The following is a 13,878-nucleotide window of genomic DNA, read 5'->3' on the forward strand; positions in this document are numbered from 1 at the left end:
GCGCCGCGCCGGTTCACAGCCGGACCCGCAGATGGCGGGGGCCGCGCAGCATGGCGTTCCGCCGGTACGGCGGGTCCTCGGCGAGCTGCGCCCCCTCCAGCCGGGGCAGCAGCGCGCCCAGCGCGGTCTGGGCCTCGATACGGGCCAGCGGTGCGCCGTAGCACAGGTGGATACCGCTGCCGAAGCCCAGGTGCTCGTTGTCCGGGCGGTCGGGCACGAACCGGTCCGGCTCGGGGAAGCGCAGCGGGTCGCGGTTGCCGGAGGCCAGCGCCAGCATCACGGAGGTGCCCGCGGGGATCGTGGTGCCGGCCACCTCGATGTCCACCAGGGGCACCCGCTCGCGCAGATGGACCGGCGGCTCGTAGCGCAGCAGCTCCTCCACCGCGCGCGGCAGCAGGCCCGGCTCCCGGCGCAGCCGCTCGAGGTGCTCCGGCCCGCGCAGCAGGGTCAGCACCCCGTTGGTGATCAGGTTCACCGTGGTCTCGTGCCCGGCGATGAGCAACAGCGCGGCGGTCACCGCGAGTTCCTGCGGGCTGAGCCGCAGGGAGGGGTCGGGCTCGTTGACGAAGGCGGAGAGCATGTCGTCCGCCGGCCGGCCGCGCCGCCGCTCGGCGAGGTCCAGCAGGTACTCCCGCAGTTCGGCGCCGGCCCGGTCGCCGGCCCGCTCCACCTCGGTGGTGTCCTCGCCCGGCCGGATGTCGGCGGTCGCCACCAGCGCGTCGGACCAGGCGCGGAACCGCGGCTCGTCCTCGCGCGGCACGCCGAGCAGCCGGCAGATCACGATGACGGGCAGCGGGTAGGCGAAGTCGTCCACGATGTCGACCGGCCGGTCCGCCGGGAGGTCCGCGAGCAGCTCCTCGGTGATCCGGGCGATCTCCCCGCGCATGGCGTCGACCCGGTGCGGGCTGTGCGGCGGCCCGAACGGCCGCATGGCCAGGGTCCGCAGCCGGTGGTGCTCGGGGTCGTCGAGCCGCAGGAACGACGCGTCCCGCGTCCCCTCGTACGGTGCCGGCGCGGTGCGGGACCGCTCGTCGGCGCTCATCCGGGGATCGTGCAGCAGCGCGGCGATCTCGTGGTAGCCGCCCACCAGGAAGCCACCGTCGTCCTGCCGCACCACCGGCCCCGCCGCGCGCAACTCCGCGTACAGCGGATAGGGGTCGGGTCGGCTCGCGTAGTCGGTGATCCGGGCCAGCAGGGTGCCGGGGTCCATGGCGGCTCCTCGTGGTCGGGCGGGACGCATGTCAGCCGGGCGGCTGCACCACCATCAGCCGGCGGTCGGGCAGATGACCGGTGAGCGCCACGACGGGTTCGTGGGACAGCTCCCTGGGGTCCGGCACGTCCGAGGGGACCGGGACGTCGGCCGCCAGCGCGCGGTCCGCCGCGCCGGGCGGGGGCGGGAACGGGGCGGCGGTCTCGATCAGATGCCGGTAGTGGTCGACCGACTTGGCCATGTCGACGGTGACCGCGGCGGTGACCCGCCCCCGGTAGCCGTAGACCACCGCCAGCCGGCCCGCCTCCAGCGAGCCCTGGGCGATGACGACGTGGTCGGAGTAGGTCGGCACGCCCACCGACTTGATGTTCCGCCCGAACTGGGTGGACCAGAACACCGGCAGGGACAGGTGCGGGCGGCGCAGCGGTCCCGGGCTGACCATGTTGTGGGCCGCCACCTCGGCCTGGGCGACCGCGTTCCCCCAGTGCTCCAGGGAGATCATCTGGTAGCCGAACAGCGGGTGCGGGAACCGGGAGACGTCCCCCGCCACGAAGATGTCGTCGGTGACGATCCCGTACCGGGTGAAGGCCCGGCAGCCCGCGTCGCAGGCGATCCCGCGCGGGCCCGCCGCCAGCCCCGACTCCGCCAGCCACTCCACATTGCGCACCGCGCCCAGCGCCACCACGCACACATCCGCCTCGACGCGGCTCCCGTCGGACAGGTCCGCCCCGGCGAACCGGCCCGCGCCGTCGCCGAGCAGCGCGGTGACCGTCACCCCGCAGCGCAGGTCCACCCCGTGCTCGCGGTGCATCAGGGCCGCGAGCCGCGACAGCGTCCCGCCGAGCGCGCCCACCAGGGGAGCGGGGCCGCGTTCGGCGACCGTCACCTCCAGCCCGCGCTTGCGGCAGGCCGAGGCGATCTCCGAGCCGGTGAAACCGGCGCCGATCACCAGCACCCGCTGCGGACCGGCGGCCAGCCGCGCCGCCAGCCCCGCCGCGTCCTCGCGCGTACGCAGGGTGAACACCCCGTCCAGGGCCGCCTCCCCGGGGACGGGCCAGGGCCGGGCCCGGGTTCCGGTGGCGATCAGCAGCCGGTCGTACGGCAGTGACTCCCCGTCGGCCAGCAGCACCCGCCGGGCCAGCGGGTCCAGCCCGGTGGCGGCCACCCCGAGACGCCACTCGGCGTCCGGGTCCCGGCGCACCGGCAGCCCCGTGCTGTCCGCCGGGACGTCGCCGAGCAGCACCTGCTTGGACAGCGGCGGCCGGTCGTAAGGGGGGTGGGGCTCGTCCCCGACCACGGTCAGCGCACCGGTGAAGCCCGCGTCGCGGAGCGTCTCCGCGGCCCGCAGCCCGGCGAGCGAGGCGCCGACGACGACGATACGGCCGTCCCGTGGATCACCCGTCACCGGCGGCCACCTCCTCGCCGACGAGGATCGCCTGCACCGGGCAGGCGGCCGCGGCCTGGCGGACGCGCTCCAGCCGGTCACCGGGCACCGCCGGGGTGTAGAGCAGTCCCTCCTCCCCGTGCAGCTGGAAGACCTCGGGGGCGAGGAACACACACTGCGCGTAGCCCTGGCAGCGCGTGAGATCCACCACGATCCGCATGGCCGTCGCTCTTCCTGCTCGGCTGACCGCTGACCGTCCCATCATGGGCGGCACGGCGCCCGCCCGCCACGGGAGCCCGCCGGCGGCGCGGACGGCCTTCCGGGGACCGGTCGTCGGAGGTCGGTCGTCGGCCCGGGGATCGGACGGCGGCCCGGCAGGTCAGTCGGCGCCGGGCTGGACCAGCTTGAAGGCGAGCCGGGCACCGGCCCGGTGCACCGACCGGCGCAGGCGCGCGGTCAGGGGCCGGGCCGGGGCCGCGGGCGGCCTGGCGGCCAGGCGGGGGAAGAGCGCCTCGGCGTTGGTGCGGCTGACGGCGGTCAGGGTGTCCGGGTCGACATGGGTGTCCAGGCCGGCGGTGAAGTACTGACCGGCGGCGGTGGGCGCGAACGGCCAGTCGCTGCCGAACAGCACGTGCCCGGGGCGGGCGAAGCCCAGCAGGGTGGGCAGGGCCGCCGGACTGGACGAGAGCGCGGTGTCGAAGTAGAAGGACCGGAAGTCGTCCAGCACGTCCAGCGGACAGCGCCCGGTGTCGTTCGCGATGGTGACGGCCATGCGGTGCGAGGCGTACGGCACGAAGCCGCCGCCGTGGCTCAGCACGAACCGGATGTTCGGGTGGTCGCGCACGATGCCGCCCCGCACCAGGAGGTAGGCGGCACGGGTGGTGTCGAGCAGGAAGTCGGCGGCGAACGGCGGGATGTCCTTGATCGCGGGCGCCGGCAGCTCGGCCGGGTGGACGAACACCACCGCGCCGTGCTCGTCCAGGCACCGCCACAGCGCGTCCTGGCCGGGCGCGCCGAGGTAGACGCCCTGGGTGTTGGCGAGCAGGATGACCCCGTCCGCACCCAGCGAGAGCAGGGCCCGGCGGGCCTCGTTCACGGCGGCCTCGGCGTCCGGCATGGGCAGGGTGGCGAACCAGCCGAACCGGCCGGGGTGGTCGGCGGCCAGGGCGGCGGAGAAGTCGTTGAGCCGCCGGGCGAGGCCGGCGGCCTCGGCCGGGTCGGTGAGGAAGCCGGTGCCGGGCGTCGAGACGGACACCATCGCCGTGGCGGTGCCCAGCAGGTCCATCGACTCCAGCGCGGCCCCGGGGTTCCAGTCGGGCAGGGCGCGGCCACCCGCCTCGGCGATGCCCGCCTGGGCGAGCAGGGCGCCGTAGAAGGGCGGTGTGACGTGCTGATGGACGTCGATCCGGCGAAGTGCGGCGGGCATGCGGTGACCTGCTGACTCTCTCTCGGGGATGGATTTCCGGACGGCGCGGGCGGGTGGCGGTGGTCCGCCGGACGTCACCGGCACCGGGCCGGGACGGCCGGGGCGCGCCCCGACGGGCCCGGCCGGCGACGGCGGCGGGCGCGGCGGTCGAGACGCCGGGTGAGGTCCGCGGACCGGGGTCCGGGGCGCTGCCGTAACCGGTGGGGAGGTCCGCCCGGCGTCGTGGCGAGGGCCCTGGCCATCCGTGCGCCCCGGAGCCGGGGGAGTCCGGGGTGTGCGCGCGGGAACCGGCCGGCGCACGCGGGCCCGGCGGTCCCGCTCGGTCGCGGGGCGGACTCGGCGCGTCGCCGGCCGGCCGGGGTCATCGCGCGCTCTCCGCGGCCATGCGCAGGCCCGTCTCGTACACCAGCCGGGCGTGGAACTGGAACATCTCCACCAGATCGACGCTGTCGCCGTTGAACTCCCGCTGCACGAACAGCCCGTCGGCGCCGGCGATGGCATAGGTGGTGAGGAGGCGCACCGCGTCGTCGTCCAGCTGCGGTAGCACGAACCGGACGACTTCCTCGATCCGCTGCCGCGCGATGTGCCGGACCTGGAAGAACACCGTCCGGCTGCGGGGCTCCTCGGGCCGCCGCTCCAGGGCGAGCATGAGGCCGAGCCGCAGGAAGTCCGGCTCGTTCACCAGGGACTTGGCCACGTTCGCCGCCATGATCACGGCCCGGTCCAGGGGAGTGCCGGCCTCCTCGCCGGGCAGTTCGACGGCCGCGAGCCAGGTCTCGAAGCTGCGCTCGATGACCGCGGCGATCAGGTCGTCCTTGTCCCTGAAGTGCCAGTAGATCGAGCTGGCCGGCAAGCCGCACCGGGCGCTGACCGCCGCGATCGACGTGCCGTCGTACCCGCGTTCGCCCGCGATGGCCACCGCCGCGTCGAGGATGCGCTGCCGCGACTCCACGCCGTTGGCGCGCTTCTTGCCACTCGTCCGCGGCCCGGTCATGCAGAAGACCCTTCCGTCGCCCCGCTCTTGACCCTGTCGGGCGCCGATCTTACCGTAATGCCTGCTCCAATTGGAGCAGGCATTACAGCAAGTCGCGGAAGCGGCGGACGGCCCCCTCGCGGGACGGCCGCGTCAGGAACGGATCAGTCCTCGACCCAGCCGTGGCTCTCGCTGAACTTCACCAGGGCGGCACGGATGCCGAGGGTCTGCTCCGCGGTCAGCGACGGGCTCGCGTTCAGCAGCAGCTCCGTCACCTCGCGCCGGTACTCCGCGGCGCTGAGCACGTCGCACATCGGCTGGCCGGACTCGTCCGGCAACGCCGGCCGCGACGCCGCGCCCGGCCGGCGCGGCGCGCCGGGCTCGACGCCCTCGGCGAGCCGGATGTCCGACGCCTTCGGCCCCCGCTCGCCGTCCTCCACGTCGAACTCCACGACCAGGCCCGGGCGCACGTACTCCTCGGGGATCAGCAGATCGTTCACATGCAGGAAGACATCCTCTCCGCCGCCTTCCGGCGCGATGAACCCGTAACCGCGTGAACTGTCGAAACGGACGACACGACCCGCAACCATGCGGAACCCCCAACTCCTCGAAACCACACACCATCCGGGACCTGTCCCCGGAAACCATGTACGGATGCTAAGCCCTGTCGTCGGGCATGATCGGGGCCATGGAACACGCACACCTGCCGACCACCGAGGCCGCGGTCAGCGCGGTACGCGCGCTGGCGGAGGAATTCCGGCTGTCGGTGTCGGTCACCGACGACATCGGGGCGGACCGCACATCGCGTCGTACCTCGGCCCCGCCGTTCACCGTGACCGACCCCGACGGCTCGCTGCCGCACGAGGCGTTCGTGGAGCTGACGGGCCCGCCGTCGGTGAGCGTCCGGCTCTTCCCCGAGGACGACGCGAAGATCACCGTCGAGGGCGTGGAGTTCCACGACGTCCCCCGCGACTGTGTCCCCGCCTTCCTCCGCTCCGTCTACGGCGGCCTGGCCTTCACCAAGGGCCGCCTGTTCCCGCCCGGCCAGTGGCTCGTCGTCCCCCTGCCCGGCGACGAGACGTACAAGGAACTGATCCCGTTCCCCCTCCTGACCCCCTGGCTCGCGCGGGGCACCCGCCGCTAGCGCGCCCCCGACACTCCGACGCGGGGCGCCGGTGCCAGGACCACCCCGGACCTGGTGGTGGTCCGGTCGCTCGCCTGGGCTGCCGAGCCCGCCGCCTCCGCGATGGCCCGCAACCTCCTCGAACCCCACCGCGTCGCCCTCTCCCCGGCCCTCCGGCGGCACCAAGAGGACCTCGGCCGGTACCGCTGATCCCGCCACTGTGGTGGGGTGGGTCCACAGGAGGGGGTAGACAGACATGGACGGTCAGCGGCGCGTTGTCATCGTCGCCTACGACAACGCGCAGATCCTCGACATCGCCTGTCCCAGCAGTGCCTTGGACATCGCCAACCGCTACGGCGCGGCGCCGCCGTACGCCATCGAGCTGGCGACCCTCGGCCGCCGGGCCGCCCGCAGCTCGGCGGGGATCCTGGTGGGCGCCGGGCGGGACCTGACGACGGTCACCGGTCCGCTGGACACGCTGATCGTCGTGGGCGGCGTCGGGTGCGAGGACGCCGCGGCGGACGAACCGCTCCTGCGCCAGGTGCGCCGGCTGGCCGCCCGCAGCCGACGGGTGGCGTCCGTCTGCACGGGCGCCTATGTGCTGGCCGCGGCCGGACTGCTGGACCACAGACGGGTGACGACGCACTGGGGATGGGGCGAGCGGCTCGCCGAACGGCACCCCGCCGTGGCCGTGGACGTGCGCCCCCTGTGCGTCCGTGACGGCAACGTCTACACCTCGGCCGGCGTCACCAGCGCGCTGGACCTGACCCTGTCGCTGATCGAGGACGACCACGGGCCGACGCTGGCCCGCGCCGTCGCCCGGGAACTCGTCACCCCGCTGCACCGCCCCGCCGACCAGGCGCAGATATCGGTGTTCCTGGCCGCCCCACCACCGCAGGACCGGCTGGTCCGGGACCTGATGGGCCATGTCTCCGGCCATCTGGCCGAGGACCTAACGCCCGCCGCCCTGGCCCGCCGGGCGGGGATCAGCACCCGCCATCTGACCCGCCTGTTCACCGCCCACCTCGGTACGACCCCGGCCCGGGCGGTGCGCGTGGCGCGTACCGAGGCGGCGGCGCAGCTCGCGCGGTCCAGCGGGCTACCGCTCGCGGCGATCGCCCGCCGCTGCGGGTTCGGCTCGGCGCAGACCCTGCGGCAGGCGTTCCTGGACCACTACGGCGTCACGGGGGACAGGATGCGCAGGATGCCGGACATGCCACCGCCCCTCGCCCCTCCCGGGCAGCAGACTCCGGGACATGACCGACAGCACGCGCACAGCGCACAGCACACGGCACTCGACGACCCGTAGGAACGTTCTGCGCGGGACCGTGGCCACCGCCGCCCTCGCGGCCACGACGACGGCTCCGGCCGGACCGGCACACGCCGCGCCGCCGGCCGGCGGCGGCCCGGAGATCGGCATCCTCCTCTACGACGGTTTCAGCCTGCTGGATCCCACCGGTCCCGCGGAGGTCCTGTCCCGGCTGCCCGGCGCCACCGTGACCATGATCGCCGAGCGGCGCGGCGCGGTCCGCACGGACACCGGTGACGTGGCGGTGGTCGCCGAGCGCTCCCTCGACGAGGTGGACCGCCTCGACGTCCTGCTCGTCCCGGGCGCGGGCAACCGCGGCACCGTGGCGGCGATGAACAACCGGACGCTCCTGGACTGGATCCGCCGGATCCACCGGCACACCCGGTGGACGACCTCGGTGTGCACCGGAAGCATCGTCCTGGCCGCCGCGGGACTACTGGACGGGCGGCAGGCGACGACCTACTGGGCCGCCGCCGAGTACCTGGAAGCCACGTTCGACGTGACCTGCCTGCCCCGCCGCCATGTGCGCTCCGGGAAGATCATCACCGCGGCCGGGGTGTCGGCGGGCATCGACATGGCCCTGTACCTGGCGTCCCTGCTCGCCGGCGCCGACACCGCGAAGGCGGTCCAGCTCGCCATCGAGTACGTCCCACAGCCCCCCTTCGACGCGGGCGACGCGAGCCGGGCCGACGCCCGGCTGAAGGAGCGGGCCCTGAGACTGCTGGAGGAGTCCCAGGGGCAGGGACAAGGCCCCCGCTCACATCCGGGCGTACGGCTGGGATGACAGGGTCTCGAAGGGCAGGCGGACGGTGGTGGCCGTCCCGGTGTCGGCGTTGGCCGTGCGCAGGGCGGTCAGCTCCTGTGCCGTCAGCGCCCGCCGGACCAGGCGGAACTCGTCCAGGGAGCCCTTGAACCGGTCGTAGCCGTCCGGGCTCGCCCCCAGATGCAGGCCGAGCACGGCGAAGCCGTCGTCGTACGTCACCGAGCCGGCCGGGGCCGCGGCCTCGCCGGGCGGTCCGCCGTCCACCGACAGGCTGAGCCTTCCGCCCGCGCGCTGGAGCACCACATGGTGCCAGGCGCCGTCGCCGAAGGCGTAGGCCGCGCTCGGGTCGGTGGCGTGGACGAGGGTGGTGGCGGTCTCCGTCTGCAGCAGGGCGGTGAGCCGGTCCTGGCCCGGCTGGGCCCGCAGCCACAGCTGCCGTTCCGCGCCACCGATGCCGTAGGCCCAGAAGAGAACCTGGTTGGCGCCGGACTGACCGGCCGTGTAGCGCACCCAGGTGGCCACGGTGAAGTCACGGGAACCGAGGGCCTCGTCCGCGCCGTACGGCAGCTCGACGGAGTCGTCCGTGCCGTCCAGGGCCAGCCCGGCGCCGAACCGGCCGCCGCCCGCCGAGGCCACGGGCCGGGCCCCGCCGCGAACGAAGGCGTGGTTGCAGTGCGCCGAGGCGTCCGGGGTCGCCGGGCCCGCGGCCGGCCGGGCCACCAGGTGGGCCTCGGTGTGGCCGTTCTCCATGGACCACGACAGGGCGGGCCGGTCGGCCGGGTAGCCGCCCGTGGAACCGACGACGGACTGCGCGGTTCTCGTCAGCTCGTCCGTCGTCAACGCCCGCTTGTACAGCCGGACTTCGTCCAGGGCGCCGGTGAACGGGATGAAGTTGCCCGGCTTGGAGCCGACCCGCAGCCCCTCCGGTGTCGCCGTCGAGGTGAGGGCACCGGACAGCCCGGTCGCCTCGGCGGCCGTCGTGCCGTCCACGCTCAGCCGCAGCGTGCCACCGCTGCGGCTGACCGCGAGCAGATGCCAGGCGCCGTCCCCGAAGGCGGCCGACGGGCCGGGGTCGGTCAGCGCCACCTGCGTCGCCCCCGCCGGTGTCTCGGCCCACGCGAGCAGCCGCCGCTCGGACGGCTGGGCGCGCACCCACAGCGAGGGTTCGCCGGAGACCGAGCCGTAGGCCCACAGCAGCGCGGCGTTCGCGTCGGTCTCGGTGAGGGTGTGCCGGAACCACAGGGTGTAGGTGAAGTCGCCGGAGCCCACGTCGAGGGCCGGCAGATAGGGCACCTCGACTCCGGGCCGGGACGCCGAGACGGAGATCGCGCCTCTGCCGATCCGGCCGGTCACCTCACCGGGCGGCCCGCCGAGGAGGGTGCCGTCGGCGCAGTGCCCCGAGACGTCGTCCTCGATCCCGACCGAGGTCAGCGCCGGCACATCGGCCGTGTCGATCACCTGGAACGGAAGGCGCACGCCGAGCCGGTCCTCCGCGGAAGGGGCCGAGTTCGCCGTGCGCAATTCCGCGAGCTGGGCGTCGGTCAGCGCGCCGCGGTACACCCGGAACTCGTCCAGGCCGCCGCCGAAGGGGTCGCCGGCCGTGCCGTCGGGCTTGGCCCCGAGCCGGATCCCGTCGACCCCGGCGGCGCGGTCGGCGCTCACCGACCCGGCCACCCCGGTGGCCTGCGCCGAGGACGTGCCGTCCACCGAGAGCGTGATCCGGCCGCCGTCGCGCACCAGCGTCAGATGGTGCCAGGCGTCGTCGCCGAAGGCGGCCGACGGCCCGGGGCCGGCCAGGGCGACGGAGGCGGTGCCGCCGGTGCCCTGCACCCACGCGTACAGCCGGTTCTGGCCGGGCTGGGCGCGCACCCACACCTGCGGTTTCGTCGCGCCGTACCCGTAGGCCCACATCAGCACCCGTTGCTGGGTGTCGCCGGGCTGCGCCTTGTACTTGAAGAACACCGAGTAGGTGAAGTCGCCGTCGCCCGGGTCGATTCCCGGCGCGTAGGGCACGTCGGCGTACTCGCCCGGGCCGTCGAGGGCCAGACCTTGCTCGAAGCGGCCCGCGCCGAGCGCGGAACCCCCGGCGAGATAGGCGTCGTCGGCGTCGGGGGTGGTGTCGGGGGTGGTGCGGCCCGCGGCCCGGGACGGCTGCGGGTGGACCGCGCCGGTGAAGGTGCCCGGCACGCCGGCCGCCGCCGGGGTGAAGCGGTTGAAGTAGATGTTGGCCGCGGAGAAGCCGTCACCGCCCTCGTAGACCAGGCCGATCTCGCCGTCGGTCAGCTCGACGAGGTCCGAGTAGCCGGCCCGCTTGGCGTTGACCTGCGCGGCGTCGTGCCAGGTGGCGCCGCGGTCCGTGGAGTAACGGATCCGCATGTTCTGCCGGTCCGTCGGGTGCGAGGGCGCCGAGAGGACGAGCGTGTCACCGGGCGTGGCCTGGTAGGTCCGCTCCAGCGCCAGGACCGACGCCTGTGCCTCGGGTGCGGTCAGCGAGGGCACGACCTGCTGCACGGGCACGCTCGCGCCCGCGTCGGTGCTGACGGCGTGCGTACGGTGCCCGGACGAGGTCCCGTTGTTGTTGCGGGCGTTGATGTACACCTGGCCGTTGTCGAGTTCGGCGACGGTGGGCTCGCCCGGCGCGAGTCCGGGCCCGGAGGAGTCGGGCGTGGTGCTCGCGAACCACTGCTCGCCGTCGTCGCTGTAGAGCACACCGACGTACTCGGCGTCCCGGCCGGAGCGGGGCAGGGACTCGTACGCCCCCACCACCAGCCGGCCCGCCTTGTCGCCGTGCTTGAGCTGGATGCCGTGCGAGGGGCCGGTGCCGAACCAGCCGTCCTGCGGGTTCACCAGTCGCGGCAGCGGTTTCGGGGCGCCGAAGGTCAGTCCGTCGTCCGTGCTGCGCTGGACGTACGGCAGCCGTTTGCCGCCCGGCTCGGCCGGTTCCGCCGTGGAGAGCAGGTGGACGGCGCCGGTGCGCAGGTCGGCGACGGGGGAGGGGTTGCCGCGCGTGTAGGGCGTCTCCGGGTCGGTGTCGCTGCCGGTGAGCGCCACGCGGACGGGACCCCAGGTGCGGCCGCCGTTCGTGGAGCGGCGGACGACGATGTCGATGGCGCCCCGGTCGGCGCAGGAGGGCGAGCGCCGGGCCTCCGCGAAGGCGAGGAGTGTGCCCGCCTTCGTGCGGACGACCGTGGGGATGCGGAAGCATCCGTATCCGGCGGTCCCGGAGCGGAAGAGGATCTGTTCGGTGCCGATGAGGCCGTCGGACGACGGCTGGGTACCGCCGGCCATGGCGGGCGGCGCGACGGCTCCGAGGAGGAGCAGGAGCAGGGGTATGAGGACGCGTATGCGTGAGCGGGACACGGCGGCGCGGACCTTTCTGGAGCGGGTGCGGGCCCGTGGTGGGCCCCCGGCCGTGAGCGGACCGCCGCCCGGTCCGCCCCGTGCCCGTGCCAGCGGGACGGGAGGAACGCGGGGCGGAGCGGGCGGCTGCGGAGGAGGGGCGGCCGTCGGGCCGCCGCGGCCTTGGCTACGGCTTCTGCGGCGTGATCACCCGGCCGGCGGGGCGGGCAGTTCGTGGGCCCGGAATTCCGGCGCGTCGGCGGCGGCGCGCATCGCGCTGAGCGAAGCGCTCTGGCCGACCTCGTAGATACGGGTCTGGTTGTCGGCGCTGCGGAAGGTGAAGCCCCAGGTCACACCGTTGGGGTTGGTGTAGGTGAAGGCGACCGGCTCGGTGGCCGCGGCGTCGCCCTGGTAGGTCCTCGGCTTCCAGGTGCGCCACTCGGCGCTGCCCTGAGTGATCTCACCGGTGTTGTAGACGAGGTTGTCGGTGCCCCGGACGACGATCTCGGTGAGACCGGTCAGCGGGGAGAGCACCGCGCTGGGGGAGCCCTGTGCGGTGATGCCGGCGACGGTGTCCCACGTGCCGTAGGCGCCGCCTTCGGCGGACTGGCCGGCGGTGATCACGTTGCCGCCCGTGTCGGTGGCGAACAGACGGATGCGGTAGCCGGGGTAGACGACGACGGACGGGGCGCCCGTGACCGCCGGGCTGCCGAGGGAGGTCCACGCGGAGAGGGTGCCGTCCTCCTTGAAGAGGGCGGTGCTCAGCGTTCCGGAGCCGTTCTTGGCGAAGAGCTGGATGCCGTCGCGCACGGTGACGGCGCGCAGGGGACCGGTGAAGCCGGTGCCGGTGAGCCGCATCCAGCCCATGAAGTCGACGTTGGCGCGCTGCTGGATGCGGTACCAGGGGGTGCCGCCGGCGTCGAGGGCGAACTGGGTCATCAGCCCGGTCGGCGTCTTGCCGGTGACGGGGTGCTGGGCCATGGCGCCGCCCAGGTCTATCCAGTCGCCCCAGTCGGCGGCGCCCTTGACGGTCTGGTTGCGCTGCCAGACCCTGCCGGAGGTGTTGTGGGCGGTGACGACGACGCGGCCGTCGGTGTGGGAGGAGAGCGACGGCGTGCCGGTGAACGCCTCCTGACCGGAGATCACCGTCCACTGGGCGCCGTTGATGTCGGCCGGGTCGGTGCGGCCGTGGACCAGACGGCCGACGTTGTCGGTGTAGGCCAGCTCGATCTTGCCGTCGGGTCCCTGCGTGACGGCGTTGGGGGTGTACGACTCCAGCGGCACCGAAGTCGCCGCGGGCGTGTGGTTGTTGAGGATCCGGCAGGCGTCCGGGGCGCCCGCGACATTGGTGTAGTCGTCCCAGCCGGCCGTGCCGACGGTGGTCTTGTAGACGGGGAAGTCGCGGACGTTCTCGTCGAACCGGTAGTAGTGGGCCTGGCCGGCGGCGTTGACGCCGAGCAGGGTGTCCCCGCCGATCGACGTGATGCCCTTGGTGTACAGGTTCCAGTCCGCGAGGCTCTCCACGACATGGCGCTCGATCCAGCGCTGGCTGGCGAAGTCGTAGCGGGAGCGGTAGAGCTTTCCGTCGGTGGCCGAGCGCCCGTAGAGCACGCCGGCGTCCGCCGCGACGATCAGGTTGTAGCGGTCCCAGCCCTGGTCGAGGATCTTGCCGCTGCCGGCGACCCAGGTGCCGTCCGCCACGTCGTACTTGTACGCGCGCAGCGCCCCGGCGTTGTCGAGCACCCAGATCCAGCCGGCGCGGTCGATGGTGACCTGGTTGCGGTCCTCGGCCTTGGTCAGCCAGCCGAAGCTGTCGCTGATCTTCTTGTGGTGGATGTCCCAGGTGGCGGTGGAGCTGATCCGGTGGCTGAGGTAGAGCCCGTCGGACTTGATGCCGTAGAACTGCGCCGACGGCCCGGCCAGCATGCGGCCGTAGCCGGACCAGCCCGTGTCGATCTGCGCGGGGCTGCTCAGGGTGCCGCCCGAGAGCGGTGTCGGCATGTCGTAACGGAGCAGCTTGCCCGCGGAGTCGAGCGCGTAGGCGGGGCCGGTGGCGGTGCAGGACGCGGACTCGGCGGCGTGTGCGGTGCCGGGCGCGGCGACGAGGAGCGGCATCACGGTGGCGATCGCGGCCGCCAGGACGGTCCAGCGTGTTCTTCGGGGCGATGAGTCGAGAGTCATGCCGACGGACATTAGGCAGCGTTTGGTGAACGCTGCGGTGGCGAAAAGATGAACTTAATGATCTTGGAGTTTTCGATTCCATGAACATGAAGATTCCATGGGGGAGTTCGGGAATTTATCCCCCTCATGGCCAACTCGCGCCGTGGATGGCCGTATTCGTCCAGGTCGGA

Annotated in this window: 12 protein-coding genes; 4 read left to right on the forward strand and 8 right to left on the reverse strand. The window is 73.7% G+C overall.

Annotated features, from left to right (window positions below; all coding sequences use genetic code 11):
• Positions 1-13: 13 nt before the first annotated feature.
• From HB370_RS34550 to HB370_RS34575, 6 genes are all read right to left on the reverse strand, one after another.
• Complete coding sequence (locus HB370_RS34550) at positions 14-1,210, reverse strand: cytochrome P450 (protein ID WP_030786658.1); 1,197 nt, start codon at positions 1,208-1,210, stop codon at positions 14-16.
• A 31-nt stretch (positions 1,211-1,241) separates the two neighbouring features.
• A complete protein-coding gene (locus HB370_RS34555) occupies positions 1,242-2,615 on the reverse strand; it encodes an FAD-dependent oxidoreductase (RefSeq protein ID WP_030786654.1) in 1,374 nt (457 codons plus the stop codon).
• Positions 2,605-2,814 carry a ferredoxin gene (locus HB370_RS34560; RefSeq protein ID WP_030786640.1) on the reverse strand — a complete coding sequence of 70 codons (210 nt, stop codon included), beginning with the start codon at positions 2,812-2,814 and terminating at the stop codon, positions 2,605-2,607. The genes HB370_RS34555 and HB370_RS34560 overlap by 11 nt, the downstream gene beginning before the upstream one ends.
• A gap of 159 nt (positions 2,815-2,973) precedes the next feature.
• Entirely contained in the window at positions 2,974-4,020 is a 1,047-nt protein-coding gene (locus tag HB370_RS34565; RefSeq protein WP_030786637.1) for an amidohydrolase family protein, read from the reverse strand.
• Positions 4,021-4,381: 361 nt separating this feature from the next.
• Positions 4,382-5,014 carry a TetR/AcrR family transcriptional regulator gene (locus HB370_RS34570; RefSeq protein ID WP_030786634.1) on the reverse strand — a complete coding sequence of 211 codons (633 nt, stop codon included), beginning with the start codon at positions 5,012-5,014 and terminating at the stop codon, positions 4,382-4,384.
• 143 nt (positions 5,015-5,157) lie between these two features.
• Positions 5,158-5,583: a cold shock domain-containing protein gene (locus tag HB370_RS34575; RefSeq protein ID WP_030786631.1), complete on the reverse strand. Its 426-nt coding sequence runs from the start codon at positions 5,581-5,583 to the stop codon at positions 5,158-5,160.
• Positions 5,584-5,681: 98 nt separating this feature from the next.
• On the opposite strand from HB370_RS34575, the gene HB370_RS34580 reads away from it, so the two are divergent.
• From HB370_RS34580 to HB370_RS34590, 4 genes are read left to right on the forward strand one after another with little or no spacing between them, the layout of a single operon-like run.
• Complete coding sequence (locus tag HB370_RS34580; protein WP_030786628.1) at positions 5,682-6,137, forward strand: hypothetical protein; 456 nt, start codon at positions 5,682-5,684, stop codon at positions 6,135-6,137.
• Positions 6,138-6,191: 54 nt separating this feature from the next.
• Complete coding sequence (locus tag HB370_RS42535) at positions 6,192-6,326, forward strand: hypothetical protein (protein WP_280117770.1); 135 nt, start codon at positions 6,192-6,194, stop codon at positions 6,324-6,326.
• A 46-nt stretch (positions 6,327-6,372) separates the two neighbouring features.
• The gene (locus HB370_RS34585) at positions 6,373-7,425 is read left to right on the forward strand and encodes a DJ-1/PfpI family protein (protein WP_051815913.1); all 1,053 of its coding nucleotides are present in this window, start codon (positions 6,373-6,375) and stop codon (positions 7,423-7,425) included.
• On the forward strand, positions 7,373-8,209 hold the full coding sequence (locus HB370_RS34590) for a DJ-1/PfpI family protein (RefSeq protein WP_051815911.1): 837 nt from the start codon (positions 7,373-7,375) through the stop codon (positions 8,207-8,209). Before HB370_RS34585 ends, HB370_RS34590 begins: the two co-directional genes overlap by 53 nt.
• On the opposite strand, the gene HB370_RS34595 is transcribed toward HB370_RS34590, so the two are convergent.
• The gene (locus tag HB370_RS34595; protein ID WP_030786619.1) at positions 8,183-11,548 is read right to left on the reverse strand and encodes a sialidase family protein; all 3,366 of its coding nucleotides are present in this window, start codon (positions 11,546-11,548) and stop codon (positions 8,183-8,185) included. The two genes, HB370_RS34590 and HB370_RS34595, sit on opposite strands and share 27 nt — an antisense overlap.
• A gap of 186 nt (positions 11,549-11,734) precedes the next feature.
• On the reverse strand, positions 11,735-13,708 hold the full coding sequence (locus HB370_RS34600; RefSeq protein ID WP_051815923.1) for a tachylectin-related carbohydrate-binding protein: 1,974 nt from the start codon (positions 13,706-13,708) through the stop codon (positions 11,735-11,737).
• Between the last annotated feature and the right edge of the window lie 170 nt (positions 13,709-13,878).

This window comes from Streptomyces sp. DSM 40868 (genome assembly GCF_011820545.1).
Taxonomy (GTDB): Bacteria; Actinomycetota; Actinomycetes; order Streptomycetales; family Streptomycetaceae; genus Streptomyces; species Streptomyces eurythermus.

What these genes read in the sequence shown, in the direction of transcription:
- HB370_RS34550 (WP_030786658.1), bottom strand. Translation starts at nt 1,210, where the DNA reads ATGGACCCCGGCACCCTGCTGGCCCGGATCACCGACTACGCGAGCCGA.
- HB370_RS34560 (WP_030786640.1), bottom strand. Translation starts at nt 2,814, where the DNA reads ATGCGGATCGTGGTGGATCTCACGCGCTGCCAGGGCTACGCGCAGTGT.
- HB370_RS34565 (WP_030786637.1), bottom strand. Translation starts at nt 4,020, where the DNA reads ATGCCCGCCGCACTTCGCCGGATCGACGTCCATCAGCACGTCACACCG.
- HB370_RS34570 (WP_030786634.1), bottom strand. Translation starts at nt 5,014, where the DNA reads ATGACCGGGCCGCGGACGAGTGGCAAGAAGCGCGCCAACGGCGTGGAG.
- HB370_RS34575 (WP_030786631.1), bottom strand. Translation starts at nt 5,583, where the DNA reads ATGGTTGCGGGTCGTGTCGTCCGTTTCGACAGTTCACGCGGTTACGGG.
- HB370_RS34580 (WP_030786628.1), top strand. Translation starts at nt 5,682, where the DNA reads ATGGAACACGCACACCTGCCGACCACCGAGGCCGCGGTCAGCGCGGTA.
- HB370_RS34585 (WP_051815913.1), top strand. Translation starts at nt 6,373, where the DNA reads ATGGACGGTCAGCGGCGCGTTGTCATCGTCGCCTACGACAACGCGCAG.
- HB370_RS34590 (WP_051815911.1), top strand. Translation starts at nt 7,373, where the DNA reads ATGACCGACAGCACGCGCACAGCGCACAGCACACGGCACTCGACGACC.
- HB370_RS34600 (WP_051815923.1), bottom strand. Translation starts at nt 13,708, where the DNA reads ATGACTCTCGACTCATCGCCCCGAAGAACACGCTGGACCGTCCTGGCG.